At 57.5% G+C, this 22,563-nt stretch carries 15 protein-coding genes; 5 read left to right on the top strand and 10 right to left on the bottom strand.

From position 1 onward, the window contains the following. Nucleotides 1-6 precede the first annotated feature (6 nt). On the top strand, nt 7-1,749 hold the full coding sequence (locus AB1644_05265; GenBank protein ID MEW6050456.1) for a DUF885 domain-containing protein: 1,743 nt from the start codon (nt 7-9) through the stop codon (nt 1,747-1,749). Here the strand turns inward: AB1644_05265 and AB1644_05270 are convergent. The 3 genes from AB1644_05270 to AB1644_05280 all read right to left on the bottom strand — a co-directional run bounded on the left by AB1644_05270 (nt 1,746) and on the right by AB1644_05280 (nt 7,122). Then, nucleotides 1,746-2,516 (bottom strand): response regulator, encoded by a 771-nt coding sequence (locus tag AB1644_05270; GenBank protein MEW6050457.1) that lies wholly within the window; start codon nt 2,514-2,516, stop codon nt 1,746-1,748. The genes AB1644_05265 and AB1644_05270 overlap by 4 nt on opposite strands. Next, the gene (locus AB1644_05275; protein ID MEW6050458.1) at nt 2,513-6,463 is read right to left on the bottom strand and encodes a PAS domain S-box protein; all 3,951 of its coding nucleotides are present in this window, start codon (nt 6,461-6,463) and stop codon (nt 2,513-2,515) included. Before AB1644_05275 ends, AB1644_05270 begins: the two co-directional genes overlap by 4 nt. Before the next feature lie 218 nt (nt 6,464-6,681). Then, nucleotides 6,682-7,122 carry a response regulator gene (locus tag AB1644_05280; protein ID MEW6050459.1) on the bottom strand — a complete coding sequence of 147 codons (441 nt, stop codon included), beginning with the start codon at nt 7,120-7,122 and terminating at the stop codon, nt 6,682-6,684. 227 nt (nt 7,123-7,349) lie between these two features. Here AB1644_05280 and AB1644_05285 point away from each other — a divergent pair, with 227 nt between their 5' ends. From AB1644_05285 to AB1644_05300, 4 genes are all read left to right on the top strand, one after another. Next, nucleotides 7,350-9,005, top strand: coding sequence for a SpoIIE family protein phosphatase (locus AB1644_05285; protein ID MEW6050460.1), 1,656 nt, complete (start codon nt 7,350-7,352; stop codon nt 9,003-9,005). Beyond that, complete coding sequence (locus AB1644_05290) at nt 8,999-11,989, top strand: protein kinase (protein ID MEW6050461.1); 2,991 nt, start codon at nt 8,999-9,001, stop codon at nt 11,987-11,989. Before AB1644_05285 ends, AB1644_05290 begins: the two co-directional genes overlap by 7 nt. Before the next feature lie 38 nt (nt 11,990-12,027). Then, on the top strand, nt 12,028-12,669 hold the full coding sequence (locus AB1644_05295; protein MEW6050462.1) for a DedA family protein: 642 nt from the start codon (nt 12,028-12,030) through the stop codon (nt 12,667-12,669). A gap of 82 nt (nt 12,670-12,751) precedes the next feature. Then, nucleotides 12,752-13,645, top strand: a complete 894-nt coding sequence (locus AB1644_05300; GenBank protein MEW6050463.1) for a carboxypeptidase-like regulatory domain-containing protein — start codon at nt 12,752-12,754, stop codon at nt 13,643-13,645. A 75-nt stretch (nt 13,646-13,720) separates the two neighbouring features. Here the strand turns inward: AB1644_05300 and rpsA are convergent, their stop codons facing one another. From rpsA to AB1644_05335, 7 genes are all read right to left on the bottom strand, one after another. Beyond that, nucleotides 13,721-15,745 (bottom strand): 30S ribosomal protein S1, encoded by a 2,025-nt coding sequence (gene rpsA, locus AB1644_05305; protein ID MEW6050464.1) that lies wholly within the window; start codon nt 15,743-15,745, stop codon nt 13,721-13,723. A gap of 200 nt (nt 15,746-15,945) precedes the next feature. Continuing rightward, a complete protein-coding gene (locus tag AB1644_05310) occupies nt 15,946-16,566 on the bottom strand; it encodes a lysophospholipid acyltransferase family protein (GenBank protein ID MEW6050465.1) in 621 nt (206 codons plus the stop codon). Then, the gene (gene cmk / locus AB1644_05315; GenBank protein MEW6050466.1) at nt 16,563-17,270 is read right to left on the bottom strand and encodes a (d)CMP kinase; all 708 of its coding nucleotides are present in this window, start codon (nt 17,268-17,270) and stop codon (nt 16,563-16,565) included. Before cmk ends, AB1644_05310 begins: the two co-directional genes overlap by 4 nt. A 64-nt stretch (nt 17,271-17,334) precedes the next feature. Further along, complete coding sequence (locus tag AB1644_05320) at nt 17,335-18,015, bottom strand: SOS response-associated peptidase (GenBank protein MEW6050467.1); 681 nt, start codon at nt 18,013-18,015, stop codon at nt 17,335-17,337. A gap of 8 nt (nt 18,016-18,023) precedes the next feature. After that, nucleotides 18,024-19,340 (bottom strand): hemolysin family protein, encoded by a 1,317-nt coding sequence (locus AB1644_05325; protein ID MEW6050468.1) that lies wholly within the window; start codon nt 19,338-19,340, stop codon nt 18,024-18,026. 59 nt (nt 19,341-19,399) lie between these two features. Next, complete coding sequence (htpX, locus tag AB1644_05330; GenBank protein MEW6050469.1) at nt 19,400-20,269, bottom strand: zinc metalloprotease HtpX; 870 nt, start codon at nt 20,267-20,269, stop codon at nt 19,400-19,402. A gap of 133 nt (nt 20,270-20,402) precedes the next feature. After that, nucleotides 20,403-22,472, bottom strand: a complete 2,070-nt coding sequence (locus tag AB1644_05335; GenBank protein ID MEW6050470.1) for a dicarboxylate/amino acid:cation symporter — start codon at nt 22,470-22,472, stop codon at nt 20,403-20,405. Between the last annotated feature and the right edge of the window lie 91 nt (nt 22,473-22,563).

A 22,563-nucleotide genomic window follows, 5' to 3' on the forward strand; every position in this document is an offset into this window, starting at 1 on the left:
ATACCGATGAGCTATTCAGAACTATGTAAGGTATTCCTAGCCGAACGCGGCACCGTTCCAGAACCAGACCGTCTTCATAAGTTTTTCCGGGCTTCCTGGGAACATCGTCTCGAAGAGAACCCCGAGTTTGCCACTGAGTTCGGTTACCCGGGGCACAATGACCGGTGGACTGATTTGTCTCCAGAAACAATCGCGCGTCGGAAGCGCGAGGTGACTGACCAGTTGAAGGTGCTGCAGTCGATCGATCGTTCTGCATTGAACGAAACCGATCAACTCAGCTATGATCTATTCGCCCGCTCACTGCAAGACGCCAATGACGGTAATCGGTTCCCCAGCGAACTTCTTCCAATCAGCCAGATGCACGGCATCCAGCAGGATATCCCGCGCCTGATGGGCATGATGCCGATTCAGACGAAAGCTCAGATCGGGGACATCCTGGCGCGTCTGGAGAAGATTCCGGAACTTGTTGATCAGACTCTCGCGCTGCTTGATGAAGGATTACGACAGGGGATTACGCCGCCGCGAGTGACTCTTTCCGACGTCCCCGATCAGGTGAAAGCACAGGCCGTGAAGGATGTCGAGATGGCTCCTATTCTGTCGCCGATCAGAAAATTCGACGATAGTTGCGCAGAGTCATCGGCGGAGGTGAAGCGAAGCGCGAAACTCTGTTATCTCGAGAAGGTTGTGCCGGCTTTCGAGAATCTGCGCAGGTATCTCATTGGCAGGTATCTTCCGGGTTGTCGGTCCACAACGGCCTGGTCCGAATTTCCCGAGGGCAAAGACTGGTATGCCTATCTGGTTCGGCATCATACAACGACTACACTGACTCCTGATGAGGTGCATGAGATCGGTCTGGCCGAAGTAACGGGGATTCGTCGCGAGATGGAGAGTGTGATCGCACAGACTGGATTCAAGGGGGATTTCGCATCGTTTTGCGACTGGCTAAGGACTGACCAACGCTTTTTCTGTGCCACCGCGGCTGAACTGGTAACGAAGTATCGCGAGATCGCCAAGCGAGCGGACCCGGAACTGGCGAAGCTGTTCGGACGACTTCCCCGGTTGCCGTACGGTGTCATACCGATACCGCCGCACGAGGAGAAATCACAAACCACCGGCTACTACCAGCCCGGCTCGGTCAAGGCCGGTCGTGCCGGATACTATTTCGTGAATACCTACAATCTGCCCTCGCGGCCGATCTGGGAGATGGAGGCGCTTTCGCTTCATGAGGCGGTGCCGGGACATCATCTTCAGATCGCGTTAGCCCAGGAGATGGCGGAGTTGCCGGAGTTTCGCCGCTTCTCATGGATCACAGCTTATGGTGAAGGGTGGGCGCTGTACGCCGAAAGCCTCGGCAGGGAGATGGGGTTCTATCAGGATCCGTTCTCTCGTTTTGGCCAGTTGACATACGAAATGTGGCGGGCGATCCGATTGGTAGTTGATCCGGGAATGCATGCCAAGGGGTGGAGCCGTCAGCATGCCATTGACTATTTCAAAGCGAACTCGAGCAAATCGCTTCACGATATCGCCGTTGAGATCGATCGTTACCTGGTCTGGCCGGGGCAGGCGCTCGCCTACAAGATCGGTGAACTCAGGATCACCCGGCTTCGGAAGAATGCCGAGAAACTCCTGGGGGAGAGGTTCGACATCCGAGCCTTCCACGACGAACTGCTACGATATGGCTGCCTCCCGCTCGACACGCTGGAATTGCAGATAGGCAGATGGCTCGAACAGCAGAGCGCCGGTGCTTAGCCTTTCTCCGCCGTTATCCTACTGATATCGATCTTGCCAGTACGATTCATGATCAGGTGGGTCAGTTTGCGCACGATCTCGACGTTCTTAAACGGTTTGGTAATGTACCCGTCGGCTCCGGCGCCGATAGCGTCCTCACGGTTGAACTGTTCGCTGCTGCCGGTTATCATGAGCACCGGCAGTGTAGGTCGCTGATCCTTGATGGAGACCAGCAGGTCGAAACCGGACATGCCGGGCAGCACGATCTCCGAGATCACCGCCACCACGGGATTGGCGGCCAGTGCCTCCAGCGCCTCCTCACCGCTGTCGACCACGATCGAGGCGTATCCTTCGCGTTCGACAACCCGCTTGAGCAGATCGGCGATGGTCTTCTGATCGTCCACGATCAGAACGGTGTTGGCGTTCTCAGCGACCAGCTTCTTGACGTGCGCCAGCAGGTTCTCCTTGATGATGGGTTTCTTGAGGAAGTCACGGGCTCCCAGCTGGATGCTCTTGACAATGATATCGGGCGCGCCCAACGCGGAGCAGATGAGCACCGGCACTTTGCGGTAGCGCAGGTTCGAATGCAGGAAATTGAGCAACTCAAACCCGTCCTTGCTCGGCATCATGATATCGGCAATGATGAGGCGGATCGGACGCTGGGCGTCCAGCGCCTGAATCGCCTGTTTGACGGTGGCGGCCGCCACCACTTCGAATCCCTCGGGCGTGAGAAAACCATTGATCGTGCCCAGGGTCACCGGATCGTCGTCGACCACAAGTACTTTCATACCACCGGCCTCTTCTGAAGAGCCGCAAGCTCCTCGCTCAATCGGGTTGTCAATTCTCTCAGGCGCTGAAACCGCTCGGCCATACCGTCAAATGTACGGTTGTGCCCCATGGTCTCGATCTCCTGTGCGATGCTCATGACCGGTTGGGCCCTGAAGTTCGCGACCGAGCCTCGGAGTTTGTGCGCCAGTTGTTCGATCCGCGCGGCGTCCTGTGTTGTAACCGCGCTTTCCAGTTGTGCAATCATGTCGGGTGCGACTCGGAGGAAAATGGAAATGATCTCCTCGAGCAGAGCTCCGTCGCCGGCCACGATCTGGTCAAGGTCGGCCGGGTCGAAAAGGGAGGATGACAGCGAAAACGACGGAGAGGGTGCGCCGACCGGCGAGCCAGTCAAAGCGCCGCAATGGCGTTCGAGTATTTGCAGCAGCAGCCGGCTGTCGATCGGCTTAGGTATATAATCATCCATGCCCGCGGCAAGGCACTTCTCGCGATCACCGTCCATGGCGTGAGCAGTCATGGCCACGACAGGCAGGTGGTTCTCGTACAACTGCTCTGAGCGCCGGATCACCCGAGTCGCTTCGTAGCCGTCCAGATCGGGCATCTGGACATCCATGAGAACAAGGTCGTACGTTTGCCGCCCTGACTCGGTGATGGCGTCCAGTCCGTTCGCGACCATGGTCACCCGATGCCCCAACTTGGTCAACAGACGTCTGATCAGTTCCTGGTTGACGCGGGTATCCTCTGCCACGAGTATGTTCAGTGACCGGCTGGGTCCGGTAGATCGGGCCGCAGAAACCGCTTCTTGTTCTTTACCGTGAGTGTTTGCAGCCGTCACCGGTCGCGCCCGGCGGAGTGTCATCGTAAAATGGAAGGTGGTACCGGGTCCTCCGATCTCTCTGTCGCTATTGGTCGGGCTTTCCAGCCAGATCTGTCCCCCCATCAACTCGACGAGTTGTTTTGAGATAGTGGTCCCGAGTCCGGTGCCGCCATATCGACGGGTGGTGGAACAATCGGCCTGCACGAAGCTCGCAAAGATCGAACTCTGATATTCGGCTGGGATGCCGATGCCGGTGTCCGACACGGTAACTTCGAACGCGGCTCGTTGCTCATCGCACGTGGTCTGCTCGACCCGCACTCGGACTATGCCCCGCTCGGTGAATTTGATCGCATTGCTTATCAGGTTGACCAGTACCTGACGCAGCCGGGTCGGGTCTCCCACCAGACTCTCTTCAGCGCTGTCCGCCACTGAAATCACCAGCTCGAGTCCTTTCTCGCGGGCGATAAGGGCCGTAGTTTCTACCGCCTGACGGACGGTCTCGCGAAGACGGAAGGGGATCTGCTCCAGCATCATTCGCCCAGCCTCGATTTTGGAGATATCCAGCACGTCGTTTATGATCTCCAGCAGGTGGTCGGCCGATTCTCGAACCATCAGGAGATTAGTGCGCTGTTCCTCCGTCAGTGGCGTATCCAGTGTCAATTCGGTCAGACCGATGATGCCGTTCATGGGCGTGCGGATCTCGTGGCTCATATTGGCCAGAAACTGGCTCTTGGCACGACTGGAACTTTCAGCCATCTGGCGCGCTTCCTCGAGTTCCTTGACGAACAAGCGCAACTGATCTGCATCCCGTTCCTGCGCCTCTTTGGCGATTGTCACTTGTCGCACGGCCGCATCAAGCATCCGGTTTTTGGCTATGATTTCCTGCGCGTGGCGAGTTCTGAGTTCCTCCTGGGCCTTCTGCGCCGTGATGTCGTGGGCATGCACGACAAGGATAGGTCCGTTCGAGGTGTCATGCACATGAACCCGCAGTTCGACCGGTATCTCTGTGCCGTCCTTCCTTACGTGTCGTCGCTCCAGTTCTATGTGTCCGTGTTGCTCGGCAAGCTGCCGCGCCTGCTCGCCTTCTCTTTGCAGGGTGAACTCCCGATCGTAGAATTCGGGGGTCTGCCCGAGAAGCTCGTCGCGGGTGTAGCCCAGGATCGCCGCTGCCGTCTGGTTCAAGTCGATGATACGCATGGAGGGTATTTCGTGAAGGTAGATGGCATCGACCGCGTTGTCGAGCGCGGCCTTGAACCGCCCAACTTCTTCCATGCGCGCGTGCACGTCAGTGATGTCGTGGAGGTTAAGCACCAATGATGGCCGCCCATCCGGATCAATCACCGTTCGTTGGGCCGACTCGACTCGTCGCCACTCCCCGCCCTTGTGTTTTAGACGGAACTCCATTTGAATCGTTGTCTGGGCTGACAGGGTGCCGTCGAAGCCTTGAGGCGTGATCTGTCGCAGATCATCAGGGTGTATCAGATCGGTCAGTTTCCGCCCGGCCAGATCTTCCGGCGAGTACCCGAGGACTGTTTCGACAGCAGGGCTGACGTACCGGCAGATGCCAGTCGGTTCCAGTACGACGATGACATCGGAGATATTGTGAATCAATGACCAGAAGTACTCCTCGCTGCGGCGGAGCGCTTCCTCGGCTTTGACCCGATCGGTGATGTCCACAAACGCCTCAAGGAGGTGGTCACGGCCATTGAGCGTAATCCGTGTGACGCTCTTGATAATCGGAACTGTCGTACCGGCGGCAGTCAGCAATTCGCGTTGCGAATGATCGATGTTCTGATACAAATCTGTGACCGGGCACTGCCCTTCGTCTTTGTTGCAGATGAAGCGATGGCAGACTGACCCCTTGATCCGGTTCACCTCGAGGCCGATCATCGCCGCTGCCGCGGGGTTCACGTCGACGATCACATGTGTCTGGGCATCGATAACGAGCACGCCGGTTTGTATCGAGTCCAACACCTGCGCGAGGCGCTGTTCGCTGGCGCGCAACTCATTCTGCATCTGCCGACCCCGGGCGATCTCGTTGCCGAGTGATCGATTTGCCTCCGCCCACTCGGTGGTTCGCCGAGCGACCCGATCTTCAAGGTCGGCGTTGAGTTCCTGCAGGGCGCGCTCGACGCGTTGCCTCTCAGTCGCCTCCTGGTGCAATCGCTCGCGCTGGGAGAAGAACTCGGCAATGAGCTGCGCAAGCCGGCCGAAATCATGATCGGACAGGGGAATACCCGCCAGGTGCGCAGGATTGTCAGTCAGCAGACTCTCCGAGAGCAAGTTGAGCGGCGCGATCACCCAACGCCGTAACCCGATCGTCAGGATCACGATGAGGGTGACGACGAACCCCACGAGTACCAGCATCTCGGTATCGCCGACCGACCTGAGCTCAAACATGTGGTCGGTCGCAAATCCGTAGTGCAGGAGCCCGACCTTCTGTCCATCCGGATCCGTCAATACCCAGTCGATTCTCGACCTGTTTCCATCGGTCTCGGCATGTTCATGGCGGCTGATGGAATCGGGATCCGTGACCAGGCTGAATTGCCCTTGATGTTGGCTATCCAGTGAGGCGATCAATGCAGGCGTCCAGAGCCGTCCCGCCATGAAGTACCCGTTCGGCCTCGTGACCCGCAAGGTGTCGACGGTCGGTTGGATCGATGCTCCCCTGATTTCAAACAGGCCTTCTGGCGTGAGGCTGTAGAAATGACAGAACAGGGAGGTGTCAAATGTCTGCCGAAGAGTCTTCGGCGAGGCCGGCATGATGGAGGAGATCGAGAGCGATGAGTTCGTGGTCAGATAAAAAAGGCTGCAGTCTGGACGCAGGACCCAGACGGCGTCGGCGCCAAAAGTGGACAGCGCGGGATCCAAATAATTCCTGGCCCAGGTGGTGTCGCCGGTAGAAACGAACCGAACCAGATCATCCCAGAAACTGTAGTCATAGGCAAAAGCCCGAAGCCTCTCTCCCGACAACTCCAGAAAACCGGTGATCACGCGTTTGGTCTCGGACCGTTCCCGGTCGAGAAACAGCCCGAGCTGGCGCGTCTCCTGGCGGCTGTTCAGCCATAACGTAACACCCCCCAGAATGGCGACCGCCGAAACCAGGAACACCAGCTTCGTATGAGTCTTCAACGACCTCACAACTTTCTTCCCGGACCCTTGAATTCCCCTTCAGATTCCTATCGTTTTATATATCGGTCGGTTGGTCCGCCGGTATAGAGGCGTCGGAGAGCGGTGCATCTATTTTCCATAGTCCGATGGGCGCCGGGCAAGACAACAATTTTGCGTTTGCAGACACATGAATAGTGATGGACTGACAGGCCGAACCCTGCAGTCAGAGCGAGTGCAGATCACGACGGCGATGAAGTTGTATGGGGGGACAGCACCCTGCCGATGAGCTGCTTGAGCTGGTCGGGCGGAAACGGCTTCTTGAGGTACATAGCCGCGCCATGGGCAAAAGCACGCCCCTCATCAAGCTCAGGCTGGCGGGCGGTCAGGAATACGATCGGGACGGATGATAGCTGGGGTGACGTACGCAGTCGATCGGCTGTTTCGTAGCCGTCCATAATTGGCATGCTGACGTCCAGAATGATCAAGTCCGGTCGCCGCTCCACGGCCAGGCGAATGCCTGTTTCGCCGTCACCGGCGTCGATGACATCGTATTCCCCTTCCGCCAGGAGGTGCTGAATGAGCTTGATGACAATGGGGTCATCGTCGACCACCAGAATCGTTTTCCTCTGCCGGGGATTGCCTCCGCCGTGCCCTGCCCCGCTTTGTCTCTCTGAACTCATATTCAAGCATCTCAGGATCGTACGCATGATTGTCGGATGTTTTCGGGGTTTCTTGACTATGTGGGATGAACGAAGACCATGCGTCGGGGTGCCCCCCCAGCGACGTCTCATTTCCGCTTGTGCTCACCGCGTCAGGTGTGGTATGTTGGCGATGTCGCGGCCCGGACGACCGGTAGACACCGGGGGCGCGACGGCGTGAACCGCAACCACCCTTTGATGACACCGCCATGGCAAAACTGATAGGCACCGACGGCACCCGGTTATACTCGTTCCCGCTGGAACCGGGCAAGTATCTGATCGGCCGCAACCCAACCTGTGACTTTTGCATACCGGACAAAACGGTGTCGCGGTCGCATGCCGAGCTGGAAATGGCCCCATCCGGCGCCGAATTCTATCTGACCGATCTGGACAGCCACAACGGCACAACCGCGAACGGGCGTCGAATCAGCGTGCGCACCCAGATTAATCCCGGTGATATCCTTATGTTCGGGCAGGCGGAGTTCAAGATCACGCTGGACGATAAACAGGCATCCACGATGTCGTCCCTGCCGACCGCCCGGCTGGCTGACGGCAATTTCGAACAATCGGTGTTCTTGTCGCTGCATGAGGCCATGAAACCGTTGCCGAAGCGGGTAGCTGATATTCCTGAACTGATGCCGACCCTGTTTGAAATGGCCCGCACGCTGGTGTTGCCGGAGCCGAGAGAATCCATGCTGCAGCGTTCGCTTGGCATGGTGGCCAAAGTGATCCCGGCCGAACGGCTGGCTGTCCTGTTCGTCTCCGACAACCAGGATGAGGTGTATACTGCCGCGACACTCCTGCCGGAGGGGAAAGATCCCGGTTCGTTCAGCCTCTCGCGCACGATCCTGAAAGACCTCCTCGGCAACAAGACAGCTATCCTGATCGGGAATCCGTCGGAGGACCCCCGTTTTGCCTCGCAGCAGTCGATCATCATGTCGGCGCTGAAGTCCGCCATGGCGGTGCCGCTGTTCGATGAGGCCAGGGTGCTGGGGATCCTCTACGTGGATACCACCAACCCGATGCACCGGTACAGTAACGAATATCTGCATCTTTTGGCCACGTTCGGAAACATCATCGCCTCACGCCTGGTCAACTACACGCTATTGCAAGAGCGCGAAGAACGACACGCCCTGGATATGGAACTCCGGCGAGCGTCCTCGATACAGAAAAATCTCCTGACCACAAGCGCTCCCGCGTTCAGGGGATACCGGATCCACGCGTTTCAGAAACAGTCGCGCTCGGTCGGCGGCGATCTCTACGACGTGACGGTGCTGCCGGATGGACGGCTCGTGTTTCTGGTGGCTGATGTCAGCGGCAAAGGAATGGGAGCGGCCCTTCTGATGTCGAATATCCTGGCGGCGTTCCGAATCCTGTATGGCGGGTCAGGATTTGAGTTGGGTGAAGTGGTCAGGCATGTGTCCACCCAGCTCCTGCGTTACAGCGCGCCGGAGGACTTTGCGACCCTGTTCATCGGCATCGCGAATCCCGACTCCGATCAGATCAGTTTCATCAACGCCGGGCATAATCCGCCGCTTCTGGTGCGGCGCGACGGCACCAGGGAATATCTGCAACCCTCCGGCACGATGATCGGGGCTTTCGATTTCAGTGCCTGGAATGTCGAGACTCAACGGTTGTTCGACGGCGACTTCGTGTTTATTTTCACCGATGGTGTTACTGAAGCGATGAAAGGGGATCAGCAGTATTCGGATGAGCGGATGGAGCGGCTGGTGATCGAAGCCAGAGATATGGAACCGGCGGAACTCGCCCGGCGTCTGATGGCGGATATCGATGCGTTCGTGGGTGATGCCCCGCGATCGGACGACATTACCATGCTTATACTCAAGAGGGATAGCCGATGCTAAGTTCGGGCCAGTCTTTGGCGCAATTTCGTATCGTCCGGATGCTGGGCGAGGGGGGGATGGGTCAGGTATATCTGGCCGACGATCAGAATTTGCACCGGCAGGTGGCGCTCAAGGTGCTGTCGCCGGAGTTTGTCGGCGATATGGAGCGATTGGAGCGGTTTCAACGGGAGGCCAAGACCGCCGCACAAATATCCCACCCGCACGTCATGGCGATCTATGACCTGAGCGTGGCGCCCGATCCCGCCAGCGGACGCGACCTCAGTTTCATTGTGATGGAGTATGTCAAGGGACGATCTCTGTCGGAATATCTGAAAGGCAGGTCGGGAGACCTGGCGGCCGTGGCGCGGCAGGCCGAGAAGATAGCATCCGGGCTGGCGGCCGCGCACAAGATCAACGTGGTGCATCGCGATATCAAGGCAGACAATATCCTTGTCGATGAGGACGACCAGCCGAAGATTCTCGATTTTGGTCTGGCCAAGCCGCTTGACCCGGTGTCATTTGGTGAGAAACAGGGGGGCACGCAGACGGTTTCGCGCGAGCTGACGAAAGCCGGAAAGATTATGGGGACCGTCTCCTATATGTCGCCGGAACAGATACGCGGCGAAGCCGTGGACACCCGCAGCGACATCTTCTCATTCGGTGTCCTGCTGTACCGGATGGCCACCGGTGAGTTCCCGTTTGCTGCAACAACTGAGGTGTCTACCCTGGCGAAGATACTCGAGTCGCGGCACGAGTCGCCGCGCGTCAAAAACGACGCGGTGCCGCCTGAGATGGAGCGGATCATCGACAAGTGTCTGCAGAAGGACGCCAATGACCGGTATCAGGACACGCGCGACCTGGTGGTGGATCTTCGCAATCTCAGGCGCCAGTACGACAGCGGTGTGACCGACCGTGTGTCGACAGTGACCGACCGTCCGACCGAATCCAGGCGCAACTTCTTTGTCAGCCTTGGCTGGAAGCAGATCGTGCTGATCATGTTCGTGCTTTCGCTTGCGTGGGCTTTCATCATGTCGCGTTCGAGACCGGACGGTTCTGGCTCCGGCTCGCAAGCGATAGCTGGTGAAAACGCACTGGCCATCCTCAGTTTCGATAACAAAACGGGAGACGCGACTTTGGACTGGCTCCAGACCGGCCTGCCGGAAATTCTGTTGACCGATTTGTCGCAGGACCCATCCGTCAACTTGATCAGCCGACAGCGCATCCTGGACAATTTGAACGAGGCGGAACGAAAGCAGATGGGGGAGGGGTCACACGAAGCCTGGACAGAAGCCGCCAAAGGAATGGGCGCGACAACTGTTCTGACGGGTTCGTATTACAAGCTGGGGAATCGCATTCGAATTGATGCGCGGCTTGAGGACCTTGCAACGGGCAAGATTCTGCTTGGCGAGAAAGTTGTGGGGGATGATCCGTTCGGTCTGGTCGACAGCCTGACCGACAAGATTGCCGCCTCGCTCAATCTTCGCCACCCTGTGGATGCCCGCAGCGTGGCCACTTACACGTCGTCGTCACCGGAAGCATATCGCAAGTATCTCGAGGGGATGGAGCTGTTCAGCTCACAGTTGCATGATCAGGCCATAGCCAAGTTCAACGAAGCGATCGCCATTGACTCCACTTTCGCGCTTCCCTATATGCGGATCGGCATGGCCAGTGCGTTTCAAAGCAAAATGCAGGTAGGAGCACATTACCTGGCGCTGGCCAAGAAGTTCCAGGATAAGCTGCCGCCGCGTGAGCAAACGCTTTTGGATATCTATGCCGATATCTGGCTGAATCGCAAGTTCAACGATGCCTTTGCCAAGATGGAGGCGATGGTGCGCAGCTATCCGGATGACTACGAAGCACGAACGATCTACGGTATCCTGATTAACGAATTTCAGCAGGATACGACCAAAGCCTTTGCACAGTTCGACTCAGTGCTCGCAACCAACCCCGGTTTTCAGATGGCGCTTGGCTACCTAGCCGAGCAGAACGCGCGGTACGGTCACTACGATGTGGCACTGGAACACATTGGCCGAATCAAGAAATCTCATCCCGAGTCACCTCTGCCATATCGGTTGGCCGCGGATGTGTACCGACGCATGCTCAAGATCAGTGAAGCAATCACGGAATACCAGACGTTGCTGAGCAAGCACCCGGAAGAAACCGACGCCCTGGTGAACCTGAGTTTCCTGTATATTCGCAAGCGAGATTTCAGAGCGGCGGAAGAGGCGCTGGAGTCCTACCGGACGGCAGCGGCCAACGACCCGTACAAACTCGAAGAGTACTGGGATGACAAAGCAATTCTGGTCGACTGGTCCGGCCGGTTCAACACGGCGCTTCAATATCAATTCGAGCGACTGAACCAGGCCAGAAGAACCGGCGACAGCATGCATGTCGTCAATGCTCTCAACAGCATCGCGAATCGCCAGGAGCAGCTCGGACGGATTGACAGCAGCCTGTATTACTACGAACTGGCTGACTCGTGGACAGTGAGCACTCAGATTTCCTCCTACCCCATCCAGTTGGTGGCGGCCGATCCTAAGAACGAACCGAAAGCTCGCCCGCTATTCAAGGCCGATGTCTCCAATTTTCGTTCCCGCATCCCATCGGATCTGTGGCCGATAGCCGATGCCCTTGAGGAAATTTTTGAAGCCCATTGCGCGGTGGATACCGCCCGTCTGATCAAGGGGCTGCGCGCCATTATCGATGTCCAGAAAGAGCGAGGCTCCAGCAATATTCGAGAACTGGGCTATACGTTGATCGCCAACGGCCAGTACAAAGAAGGCAGGGAATTGCTGGAGCAGTTCGTGTCTGGCAAGCATGAATCGTCATCAGGCTATTACTATCCTATGAACTTGTACATGCTGGGGAAAGCCAGTGAAGGGCTCGGCGAAAACCAGGACGCCGTCAAATATTATACCGAGATGCTTTCATACTGGGGGACGCCCGAGGTCGAACTCAAAGAAATCAAGGATGCCCGCGCGCGGCTGGCCAAACTGACGAGTTGACGTACGATTAAGGCCGCCCCCAAGAGTATTATCAACGCATGGAATTCCTGACCGGCTTGTTCGACCTCTTTCTGCATCTGGATAAACATCTGGCTGAGATCATAACGGACTATGGCGTCTGGACATACGCCATCCTGTTTCTGGTGATCTACATGGAGACCGGGTTCGTAGTGACGCCATTTCTTCCGGGAGATTCGCTGCTGTTCGCGGCCGGATCGTTTGCCGCCATCGGATCGTTCAATCCGATTTTTCTCTATGTCCTGCTCTGTTGTGCTTCTATCGCCGGTGATTCCACCAACTATTGGATTGGGCACTTTATTGGGCCGAAAGTGCTGGCCAAGGAGAACAGTCGGATTCTGAAGAAGAAGTATCTTGATCGGACGCACAAATTCTATGAGAAGTATGGAGGCAAGACGGTGATTATCGCCAGGTTCGTGCCGATTGTCCGTACGTTCGCGCCGTTTCTGGCCGGCGTGGGGGCCATGAACTATCCGCGGTTTATTGTCTTCTGCGTGATTGGAGCGCTTCTCTGGGTGGGGGGCTTTGTCTGGGCCGGATATTTCTTCGGAAACCTTCCGTTCGTGAAGGACAATTTTTCGATCGTCATCGTGGCCATCATTCTGATATCAGTGCTGCCGGGGGTGGTGGAGTATTTCCGCCACAGGAAAAGGAGTTTATAGTCCGTTCGGCTTGATTGAACACAATAAGGGGCTGGGTCGTCTGTTTAAGAGAGTGATGGGGGAATGGCTTGACGGGAATAGTATGAAACCATTGATCGGAATCGCGGCCGCGATTGTCCCGACGCTCTTGTCAGGGTGTGTCTTCCATTCTCGCGCGCCGCACACTGCCATTCTGACCGGGCGAATCGTCGATTGCCGGACCGGGGAGCCGATCTTCGGAGCCTCCGTACTACTAGTGGGCACCACGATTGGTGCGATGTCGCAAAGTGACGGCTCTTTTGTTGTGCCAAAGATACAACCGGGGACATACGACTGTGCGTTCTCATCTGTAAGTTATGAGAAGATGCAGATCCAGAGAGTCGCTATTATGAGAGGAGTGGTGTCGTGTGGTGACGTCGCCCTTTTACACTCTGACCCAGTCGGCCTCATAGCTTCAATTGACACCGCTGACACCGTTCCACCATTAGTGGCTGACCTGTACAATCGACGACTTTTCACGTATGAGGATTCTCTAATAAGACGCGCTGAGGGACAGAAGCTGTTCGATGAGGTCGCTGCCGTTCACTTGCGGAATCTGCAGTTCCTGTTGACAGGTGAAGCCGATTCCCTGGCGTCCAATCTTGATTCCATCTATGCTGATCTCGTAGAGGGTAGCCGCGTACGATACGACACCGCCAGAATCACCCAATTCAGAGGCCTCTTCAAATCACGATCCTACAGCAGACTCCGTGGAGTAGCAATGGCCAACTTAGTGGATTTCTCTACCCCTGATTACTATCTCGTCACGAAATACACACGCTGGAATCACTTGAAACTGGGCGCAAGCTACGCGTTGGGTCTCTTGCGCCAAGGCGACGTCATCGTGGCCTTTCGTTCAAAAGACCCCGAACTACTCCCTTTCGGATGGATTGGCGCTTACAGGTTCATTGAGCGCAGATGGATCATGGTCGCTGCAGCACTACCCTGCCGCTGTTGATCTTCCTAATTCCCCCGAACGAAAAACGGCGCCCATTTTTCGAGCGCCGTTCTCTTTTTCAATCTATAAAACAGGTTACGCTTCAGCCGCACCTGCCTCGGGGGCAGAGTCAGTCGGAGGCGGGGTTTCCGCCTGGGCGGTCGCTCTGAGTTCCTCCGGCATCGCTTCCGCCATGGCCCGGCTGGCCGAGGTCGGATGCTGTGCCAGATACTGCTCAAACTCGGCCCGCTCCCGCTTCTTGTAGTACACTACCACCGACAGAATCACCTTGTGCTGATTCTTGTCGAACTCGATGACAGTAAGCGGGATCTGCTCACCTTCACGGAACACGCCGGTCGGGTCGGTCAGGTCGCGTCCGGCCAGCTGGGCGACCGGCACGAATCCCTCCAGACCTTCGCCCAAGTCCACCACGACCCCGCGATCCAGTACCTTGGTGACCATACCAAGACACTCGGCGCCGATGGAGAACCGCTTGGCCAGTTCGGGCCACGGATCATCCATGAGCTGTTTGAAGCCGAGGGAGATGCGACGGTTTTCGTGATCGATCTTGAGCACTTTCACGTCGACCTTGTCCCCCTTCTTCATGATCTCAGATGGGTGCTGTACCCGCTTGGTCCAGGACATGTCGGAGATGTGCACCAGACCATCGATCCCTTCCTCGAGTTCGACAAAGGCGCCGAACGCGGTCAGGTTGCGCACCTTGCCGGCTACAACTTTGCCGATCGGGTACTTCCCTTCGATAGTAAGCCACGGATCCGGCTCCATCTGCTTGATGCCGAGCGATATCTTCTCGTTCTCTTTGTCGATGGAGAGCACCACGGCATCAACCTTGTCGTTGACGTTCATGATCTTCGACGGGTGCTTGATATGCTGGGTCCAGGACATCTCGGAAATGTGAATCAATCCCTCTATGCCTTTTTCCAGCTCGACAAACGCACCGTAATCGGTGATAGAGACAACGCGGCCGGTGAGCCTGGAACCAACCGGATACTTCTCCTCGATATTCTCCCACGGGTACGGAGTCATCTGTTTCAGACCAAGTGAAATGCGCGAGGTCTTGTCATCGTAGTCGAGAATCTTGACGTCGATCTTCTCGCCCAGGGTCACCATCTCGCTGGGGTGACGAATCCGTCCCCACGACATATCGGTGATATGCAGCAGGCCGTCGACACCGCCCAGGTCGATAAAGACGCCGAAATCGGTGACGTTCTTGACGATACCCTGGCGAATCTGGCCGACCTGGATCTCGCGAAGCAGGTTGGCGCGCATGCTTTCACGCTCTTCCTCGAGCACCACACGGCGCGACACCACGATATTGCGGCGGCTCTTGTTGAGCTTGATGATCTTGACATCGATCATCTGGTTGATGAGAGCGTCGAAATCCGGAACCTGCCGCAGCGATATCTGCGAGCCGGGGAGGAAAGCGTCGACTCCCATGATATCCACCACCACGCCTCCCTTGATACGGCGGGCGATCTTCCCCTGGATCGTCTCGCCGGAATCATGCACCTCGCGGATCCGATCCCAGACGCGCATGAAGTCGGCCTTCTGTTTGGACAGAATGAGCTGACCATTGGCATCTTCGATCTGCTCAAGGTAGACATCGATCGGGTCGCCAACCTTGATGTTCACCGGAACGGTGAACTCGTTGATCGGGATGATCCCCTCGGATTTGAAACCGACATCGACAATGACGTCGGTCATCGTGACGCCGAGCACCCGGCCGCGGACGATCTCACCTTCCTTGATGTCCTTGATGGTGGAATCATACATCTGGACCATCGCGTCGTACTCCGCCTTGTCGTAGACAACGCCGGAGACATCGGTGATCTTGACCGCCTGTACCTCAGTGGGTTCGGCCGGCATCGAAATCTCGATGCGACCCTTGGCTTTTTCGACGACGCGTTGACGACGGGTGGTCAGCGCGCGATCAAGCTGCTCCCGCTGGCGAACAACCGCGGCGGAAACATCTTCCACCTCGGTGGGAGACCGCTTGACCAATTTAGTTTTGACTTTGACAGTCTTCCTGGCCGTCGACGCTTTTCGTTTGCTCGTCTTGGCGTCGAACGTCGGTTTGGTGGGCTTTTTGGCTACTGCCATCGTGCCTGTAAGAACCTCCTTAAAACCGCCCGATAGTTTGGATTTTTTCCCCGAAAGGAAAACTATCGAACGTGACTTCTTATGATCTGGTGATTACCACGCGAACAGTAAGAAGTTAGCTATGCTATATACCCAATTCCCGGCCAAAGCCAAGTGGATTTTTGGGGTGGCTGCTTAGTTTTCTCGGCAACGTGGGGAAATCACTTTAGGTCGAGGGTACGGTCCCGAATTTCGCCGATCCGCCCCATTATCGCTTCGGAGATCCTCTGGTAGCTCTCTTTTCCATCGGAGAAAGAGGCCGCCCAGTCCGCTGCAAACGGTTCACCATAGACAATCTGCAGCCGGATTCGCCCCAGAAGGCAGTCCTTAAGTCTGTTGGAGCCATAGACATATCCGGGCACAATCGGACACTTGGCCCGCATGGCCAGAAGTCCCACTCCTGGTTTTGGGTCAAGAAAACCGTCCCGCTTTGAACGAGTGCCTTCAGGAAATATGGTCAACCCGTAACCGCTACGTATCACCTCTTCCGAGAGTTCGAGAGCTGCACGATCGACGGTCCCGCGTTTGACCGGCAGAGCGTTGGTGCGGCGAATGATAGCTCCGAACAGCTTGTTTCTGAACAACTCCTGCTTGGCGAAGAAGTAGACCTGCCGTGGCGCCCAGCTCCCGACCAGCGGTGGGTCGTACCAGGATATGTGGTTGGTGGCCAGAATGAACCCGCCGGATTTTGGGAAATGCTCCTGACCGGTCACTTTGATGCGAAAGACCAGTTTGGAGATGATCCGGGTCAGCGACCAACCGGTGTAATAAAGGATTTTCATTTTCGGGAAAGCACACGTTCCAGAAGCGCCACGATATTTGCCACTTGTTCGTCGATCGTCATATCGGTCGTGTCGATAGTGAAAGCGTCACCGGCTTTTTGGAGAGGGGAATGTTCGCGGCCGGAATCGAACGCATCGCGTCGCTTGAGGTCGGCAATCTGCTCATCGAGCGTGGTGGTGATCCCCATTCTGGCCAGGTCGAGCATCCGCCGCTCTGCCCTGGTCTCGACGGAAGCATCCAGATACACTTTGATGTCCGCGTGTGGAAACACGACGGTGGTGGTGTCTCGTCCTTCGGCGACGATCGAGCCGTTCTTGCCGAGTTCCATCTGCCGTGCCACCATTGCTTCTCGCACCGCCTTGTGAGCCGACACCTCTGAAACATGGCGGGTCACTTCCGGTGTTCGTATCGCCGCGGTCACCTCGACACCGTCGACAAACACGCGGTTGACATCCTCATGCGTCTCGAATGTGATCTTCATTTTCTGCGCGACGGCGGCAAGTCGGGGGGCATCGTTGGGAGCGATGCGGTTCTGGAGCGCAATTTGTGTCACCGCGCGGTACATGGCGCCGGTGTCCAGGTAGTTGTAGCCGAGGCGGGCCGCCAGGATCTTGGCGGTTGTCGATTTTCCCGACCCGGCGGGCCCATCGATGGCGATGATGCGCCCCTTCAGCTTGGCAGAGTGATATTTCTGTTCGGCCATGGGGGGAAGGTACGTGGCGGCGAACAGACCGTCAAGCTGCAGCCTTCATTGCTGATACAGAACGTCAGAGAATCGTTTGGACTTTGGCGATGCAGGCCTTGGTATCATTCGCTGGGGAGTTGACAACGGAGGAGACCTCGTAGAAGTCCATCTGCTCGGCTGGGTACGGGCGAAGCAGGGTCGTAAGCCCTGTGAGATCTGCCGCCTCACGGGTGAGCCAAAGGTTCTCGGAGTCCCGCGGCAGGATCACCGGCATGCGGTTGTGCACCTTTGCGGCCAGTTCGTTGGGGGAGGTGGTAATGATCGTGAACGATTCAAGGACCAGATCATCGGGACCCATCCATTGATCGAACAGCCCGGCAAATGCAAACGGTTCGCCATTCTTGAGCACGAACCGCACCGGCACTTTCCCCTTGCCGCTTGGTTTCAATCGCCATTCGTAGAATCCGTCGGCGGGCACCAGGCAGCGCGTGCGTTCAAGCGGACGGCGGAAGCTCGGCTTCTCAGCCAGAGTTTCGGAACGGGCGTTGATCATCTTGTTGCCGATAGTCTCATCTTTAGACCAGTGTGGCACCAGCCTCCAGCGCATGGATCGCACTTCGCGGCGATTTCCCTGAACGATAACGGGCGCCGACTGTCCGGGGGTGACATTGAAGCGCGGTGCTGTCAGATGATCGCCGAAGTTGAGCTGGAAGCGCTCTTCCCAGGCCTTGATGGCCGACGCGAGTGTGTACCTGCCGCACATGCCGAGTTCTACTCCCCTTCCTCCGGCGAACCAAGTTTTTCAACTTTCATACGCATAATGCGGTTCTTGTCTTTGGCCAGAACGGTGAGTTTGGCGTCGGCAAGCTGCACCGACTCATATCGATCCGGGACCCGCCCAGCCTCGTCGATGAACAGCCCGGCTATCGTTTCAGCTTCTTCCTCAGGCAGCTTAGTTCCGAGTAACTCGTTCACCTCCCCCGGCCAGACGGAGCCATCGGCATGTACTACGGTCTCGGATAGCTTGAGCACGGGGGGCGCCTCGGCGTCATACTCGTCCTGGATTTCGCCCACCAACTCTTCGAGAATGTCCTCAAGCGTTACTATTCCGGCAGTGCCGCCGAATTCATCGAGAACGACAGCGAGGTGCGCTTTGCCGCGTTGGAATTGGTGAAGTACCCGCGTGAGCGGCATCGAGTCCGGAACAAACACCGGGTCGCGCATGAGCTTCCGGACATCCAGCTGCGACCGCTCGGTCAAATCAGTCAGTAGGTCTTTGGTATACAACACTCCAACGACGTGGTCGACCGTGTTCTCGTACACCGGGTACCGGCTGTAGCCATTTTCGGCGATGATCTTCATCGCTTCCTGGGGCGATGCGTCGGCCGCGATGCCGATAACATCAGTTCGGGGCTTCATGGCGCGACGAACCGTGGAGTCGGTGAAGGCAAAGACCGACTTGATGAACTCCTCCTCCGTGATCTCGAACAATCCCCGCTTCCGCCCCTCCACGATGATATGTTCGACCTCTTCTTCGCTGATTACTCCGGTCTCCGGATCCCGCCTGACACCGAGCAGACGTACGATCAAGCGGGCCACCCCGCTCAGCACGCGTGCGAACACGTACGTGGTCTTGTAAAACAGATTGATCGGACCGGCAACCAGTCGGGCGTATTTCTCGGGATAGGATAATGCGACATACTTGGGGACCAGTTCCCCCAATACGACCGAAAGAATGGTGATCGGTACAACGACAGTAAGCACCGCCAGCGCCGACGCACCATTGGCCACGAAAGTAATGCTGCTGGCGCTGTAGTACTTTTCCAGCGATGCCACGATGGTGGCACCCGAGAACACGCCGACTAACGCACCGACCAGGGTGATGCCCACCTGGATGGTCGCCAGAAATCCTTCGGGATTGTCGTGAAGGCGAGAAGCGGTGGCAGCGCCGAATTTCCCTTCGTCGACTTTCTGTCGCAGTTTGGTTTTGCGGCTGGCAATAACTGAGAATTCGGAAAGGGCGAAGAACCCGTTTGCGAGGATCAGAATGACGATCGCGCCGATCTCAAGAGCAAGGAGGCTGTCCATATCAGACAGCCACCTTTCTCACGTTGTTTGAACGGGGAGCCGGAGGCTCGGTGGAACCATCAGCCGACATACGGTTGATACACGGCGGTTTGAGCCAGTTCCTGTAGTTTGGCGATCCGCTTTTCGACCGGTGGATGGGTGGAAAACAGCGAAGTGAGTCCCTTTCCCGAGAGCGGATTGGCGATCATCAGGTGAGCAGTCGACGGATGCTGATCCAGGTTCATGCGCACCGGCGCGGTGTGGAGCTTCTTGAGAGCCGAGGCCAGAGGCAGAAACTTGCCCGTGATACGCCCCCCTTCGGCGTCGGCGCCGTATTCACGCTGACGCGAGATGGCGAATTGGATGATTATCGCCACCAGCGGCGCCACTATTGCCGCCACCAAAAGACCGATGCCGCCGCCGCGGTTATCATCGTCGCGCCCCATGCCGCCGAAAATGGCGCTGAAACGCGCAAACTCCGCAATAAGGCCGATCGCGCCTGCGAATGTCGCCGCCACGGTGCCGATCAGCATGTCCTTGTTGCGGATGTGGGCAACCTCGTGCCCGATAACTCCCTCGAGCTCATCTTCGTTGAGAAGCTCCAATAGTCCCTCGGTGGCAGCTACCGCCGCGTGGTCGACATCACGACCGGTGGCAAAGGCGTTGGGCGCACGACTCGGTACAATGTACACTTTCGGCATCGGCATCATTGCCTGAGTGGCGACTCGTTTCACCACGCGGAACAGCTTGGGGTGATCCGCCTCCTGCACCTGTCGGGCACGGTACATCTTCAGCACCATCTTGTCCGAAAACCAGTAGGCAAAGAAGTTCAAGCCGGTCGCCACCAGGAACGCGATCACCATGCCCTGCGTGCCACCAAACATATTGCCCAGCCACATGAACAGTGCCATGAGGACGAGCATGAGTATTGTCACTTTGAAGCCGTTCATATCGTCAATCCTCTCACTTTTCGAACCTCGGCCACAAGGCCGACCGACACTCAATATATTGCGCCAGAATTCGAAAAGTTTCCAAAATCGGACAGACCCGTCTTCAACGCCACAATGTGCTCTGTAAGCTCAATCATCTGAACCGTTTCCGGCGAGTGCGACCAAATTCGATCGGCTCGTCGGGCGTGGTCGGCTCAGGCGTATCCGGAGTGACAGCACTCTGTGACGGTTCAGCCGTTGACTCGTTCCCGGCGCTGTCCGAGCGGGTTCGCTCAAAACGTCGAGCACGCGTACGGCCGTATGTCACTTCGGCATCGTCGACTTCGGCATTATGTACGTCCGACCCAGAACCAGCAGTGCCGGCTTCTTCGTCGGAACGATCGGTGGTGTGGCGAGATACCTCGGTATCCTCAGCCTCTTCGGTGCGTGGCCAGGTTTCGGTCCGCTCGTCGCTTCCCAGACCGATTGATTCCGAGGTCAGTTCGGCAGCCGGTTCAGGCTCCGGCAGTGGCGCCGGTACCGGGAGATCTCGTTGCTCAGTTGACTCCGGTTCGGAAACATGGCGTGGGTAGCCGGAATCGCGATGATCTCGTCGTCCGCGGGGCGGGCGGCGGTCTCGCCGGCCGTGCCGGTCATCCCGATGTGGTCGGTCTTGACCGCGCGAGGGTTCCTCGGTGCGACGCGGTTCGGTCGGCGGCTCCATCATGACCGCTTCCACATGTTCTCCCTCGATCACGGGGCTCGATTTATCGCTCACCGCAAAAGGAGACCGACGGTCAAAATCCCGGCGTCGTTCCGGCGGGCGGTCGCGCCTTTCGCTGTCACGCCGCGGACCGCGATCACCAGGACGGCCTCCGAACTGCCGGTCCCGGCGGAACGGTTCGCGCTCTTGCGGGCGCCCCATCGGGCGGTCCATTTGGCGCGGTCGGTCCTGTCGGAATCCTTCGCCACGAGGCGAAAAAGTCTCGCCCGGTCGTTGGCCCTGCTGCTCGACCACACGTGCAACGATGGCGGCGCCTACCGCGTCACCCCAAACGCCCGCCTTAACTCGGAACCGGTCGATGATCCAATCGACCAGCAGGATCAAGCCGAGTCCGGCGAAGGCCGCGGGCGGGAAGTCTGCGATAGCCAGCACGCCGGCGACGGTCAGAAATGCGGCCGACGGCAAACCGGTGGCGGTCATGGACAAGAGAATCGAAGAAACCACGACCAACAGTACCTGTCCGGCGCCCAAGTCGACCGCAAAGGCTTGCGCGATGAACATAGTGGCGACCACCAAATAGAGTGATGTCGCGCCCATGTTGACCATGGCGCCAAACGGAAGCGCCAGGCCGCCGGCACGCTGGTCGACTCGGTTTTTTTCAGTAACACACTGATATGTTACCGGGAGCGTGGCAGCCGGTGATGATGTCGCAAAGGCGGTGGCCAGCGCCGGCACCATATTGCTCAGGTACTCAAACGGCGGTCGTTTGCCGGCAAATTTGAGGATCAAGGGTAACGCGACACCTGCATACAGCAACAACCCCACTACCATCGTGACCGTATACATGGCCAGATTGCCGCCGGCGCCCGCGACCGACTCAGGATTTTGCGCTACGATAGTTCCCACCAAGGACAGAAGACCGATCGGCGCCACTTTCAGGAGAAGCGTAACCAGCCGGAACAGTGCTTCTCGCAATTCGTGAAAGAAATGAATGGCCGTGCGACCGCGCGGGCCAAGCGTGACCAGAATGCCCCCTACGAACAATGCCAGGAGGACGTGTCCGAACAAATGTCCCTGGACGATCGCCAGGATCGGATTGTCCGGAATGAGGGTGGCGAAGAAGTCGGTCAGGGTGCGGACCTCTGGCGCCGGCAGTCCGGCCGGGATCTGCGCGCTGGAGGCATTCATGCCCTCGCCCGGCGAGATCAGGCCAACCGCTGCGAGACCGATGAGGGCGGCGACAATGCTGATCGCCACGTAGTAGGAAATTGTGACCGCTGCCATGCGGCCGATTCGGCGTGTGCCGCCAAGTGCGCTGATGCCGGCAATAAGGCTGGTGATGAGCAGCGGCACCATGATGATACGGAGGGCGTTAAGAAACAGCCTGCCGACAAAACTGGTGGCAAGCATAACGCTCGGCACAAAGTAGCCGAGGAGTCCGCCGAGGAGCACGCCCACGAGCATCCCGAGCAGAACCAGGTTTGAGATTTTACCTCTCATAACGCTTCATACAATGTGACTCGCTCTCAGTGTTGTGATCCAACCGCCATATTCTTGCTTTCGGTCAAGCGAGCCACGGTTTAGACTACTT

This window comes from Candidatus Zixiibacteriota bacterium (assembly GCA_040753875.1).
Classification (GTDB): Bacteria; Zixibacteria; MSB-5A5; order GN15; family FEB-12; genus DATKJY01.

Bases quoted from the DNA above. Each gene is read 5' to 3' on its own strand.
- AB1644_05295 (MEW6050462.1), top strand. From the start codon at position 12,028: ATGGAATTCCTGACCGGCTTGTTCGACCTCTTTCTGCATCTGGATAAA.
- AB1644_05310 (MEW6050465.1), bottom strand. From the start codon at position 16,566: ATGAAAATCCTTTATTACACCGGTTGGTCGCTGACCCGGATCATCTCC.
- rpsA (MEW6050464.1), bottom strand. From the start codon at position 15,745: ATGGCAGTAGCCAAAAAGCCCACCAAACCGACGTTCGACGCCAAGACG.
- AB1644_05335 (MEW6050470.1), bottom strand. From the start codon at position 22,472: ATGAGAGGTAAAATCTCAAACCTGGTTCTGCTCGGGATGCTCGTGGGC.
- AB1644_05265 (MEW6050456.1), top strand. From the start codon at position 7: ATGAGCTATTCAGAACTATGTAAGGTATTCCTAGCCGAACGCGGCACC.
- AB1644_05325 (MEW6050468.1), bottom strand. From the start codon at position 19,340: ATGGACAGCCTCCTTGCTCTTGAGATCGGCGCGATCGTCATTCTGATC.
- AB1644_05290 (MEW6050461.1), top strand. From the start codon at position 8,999: ATGCTAAGTTCGGGCCAGTCTTTGGCGCAATTTCGTATCGTCCGGATG.
- htpX (MEW6050469.1), bottom strand. From the start codon at position 20,269: ATGAACGGCTTCAAAGTGACAATACTCATGCTCGTCCTCATGGCACTG.
- AB1644_05280 (MEW6050459.1), bottom strand. From the start codon at position 7,122: ATGAGTTCAGAGAGACAAAGCGGGGCAGGGCACGGCGGAGGCAATCCC.
- AB1644_05300 (MEW6050463.1), top strand. From the start codon at position 12,752: ATGAAACCATTGATCGGAATCGCGGCCGCGATTGTCCCGACGCTCTTG.
- cmk (MEW6050466.1), bottom strand. From the start codon at position 17,270: ATGGCCGAACAGAAATATCACTCTGCCAAGCTGAAGGGGCGCATCATC.
- AB1644_05285 (MEW6050460.1), top strand. From the start codon at position 7,350: ATGGCAAAACTGATAGGCACCGACGGCACCCGGTTATACTCGTTCCCG.
- AB1644_05270 (MEW6050457.1), bottom strand. From the start codon at position 2,516: ATGAAAGTACTTGTGGTCGACGACGATCCGGTGACCCTGGGCACGATC.
- AB1644_05320 (MEW6050467.1), bottom strand. From the start codon at position 18,015: ATGTGCGGCAGGTACACACTCGCGTCGGCCATCAAGGCCTGGGAAGAG.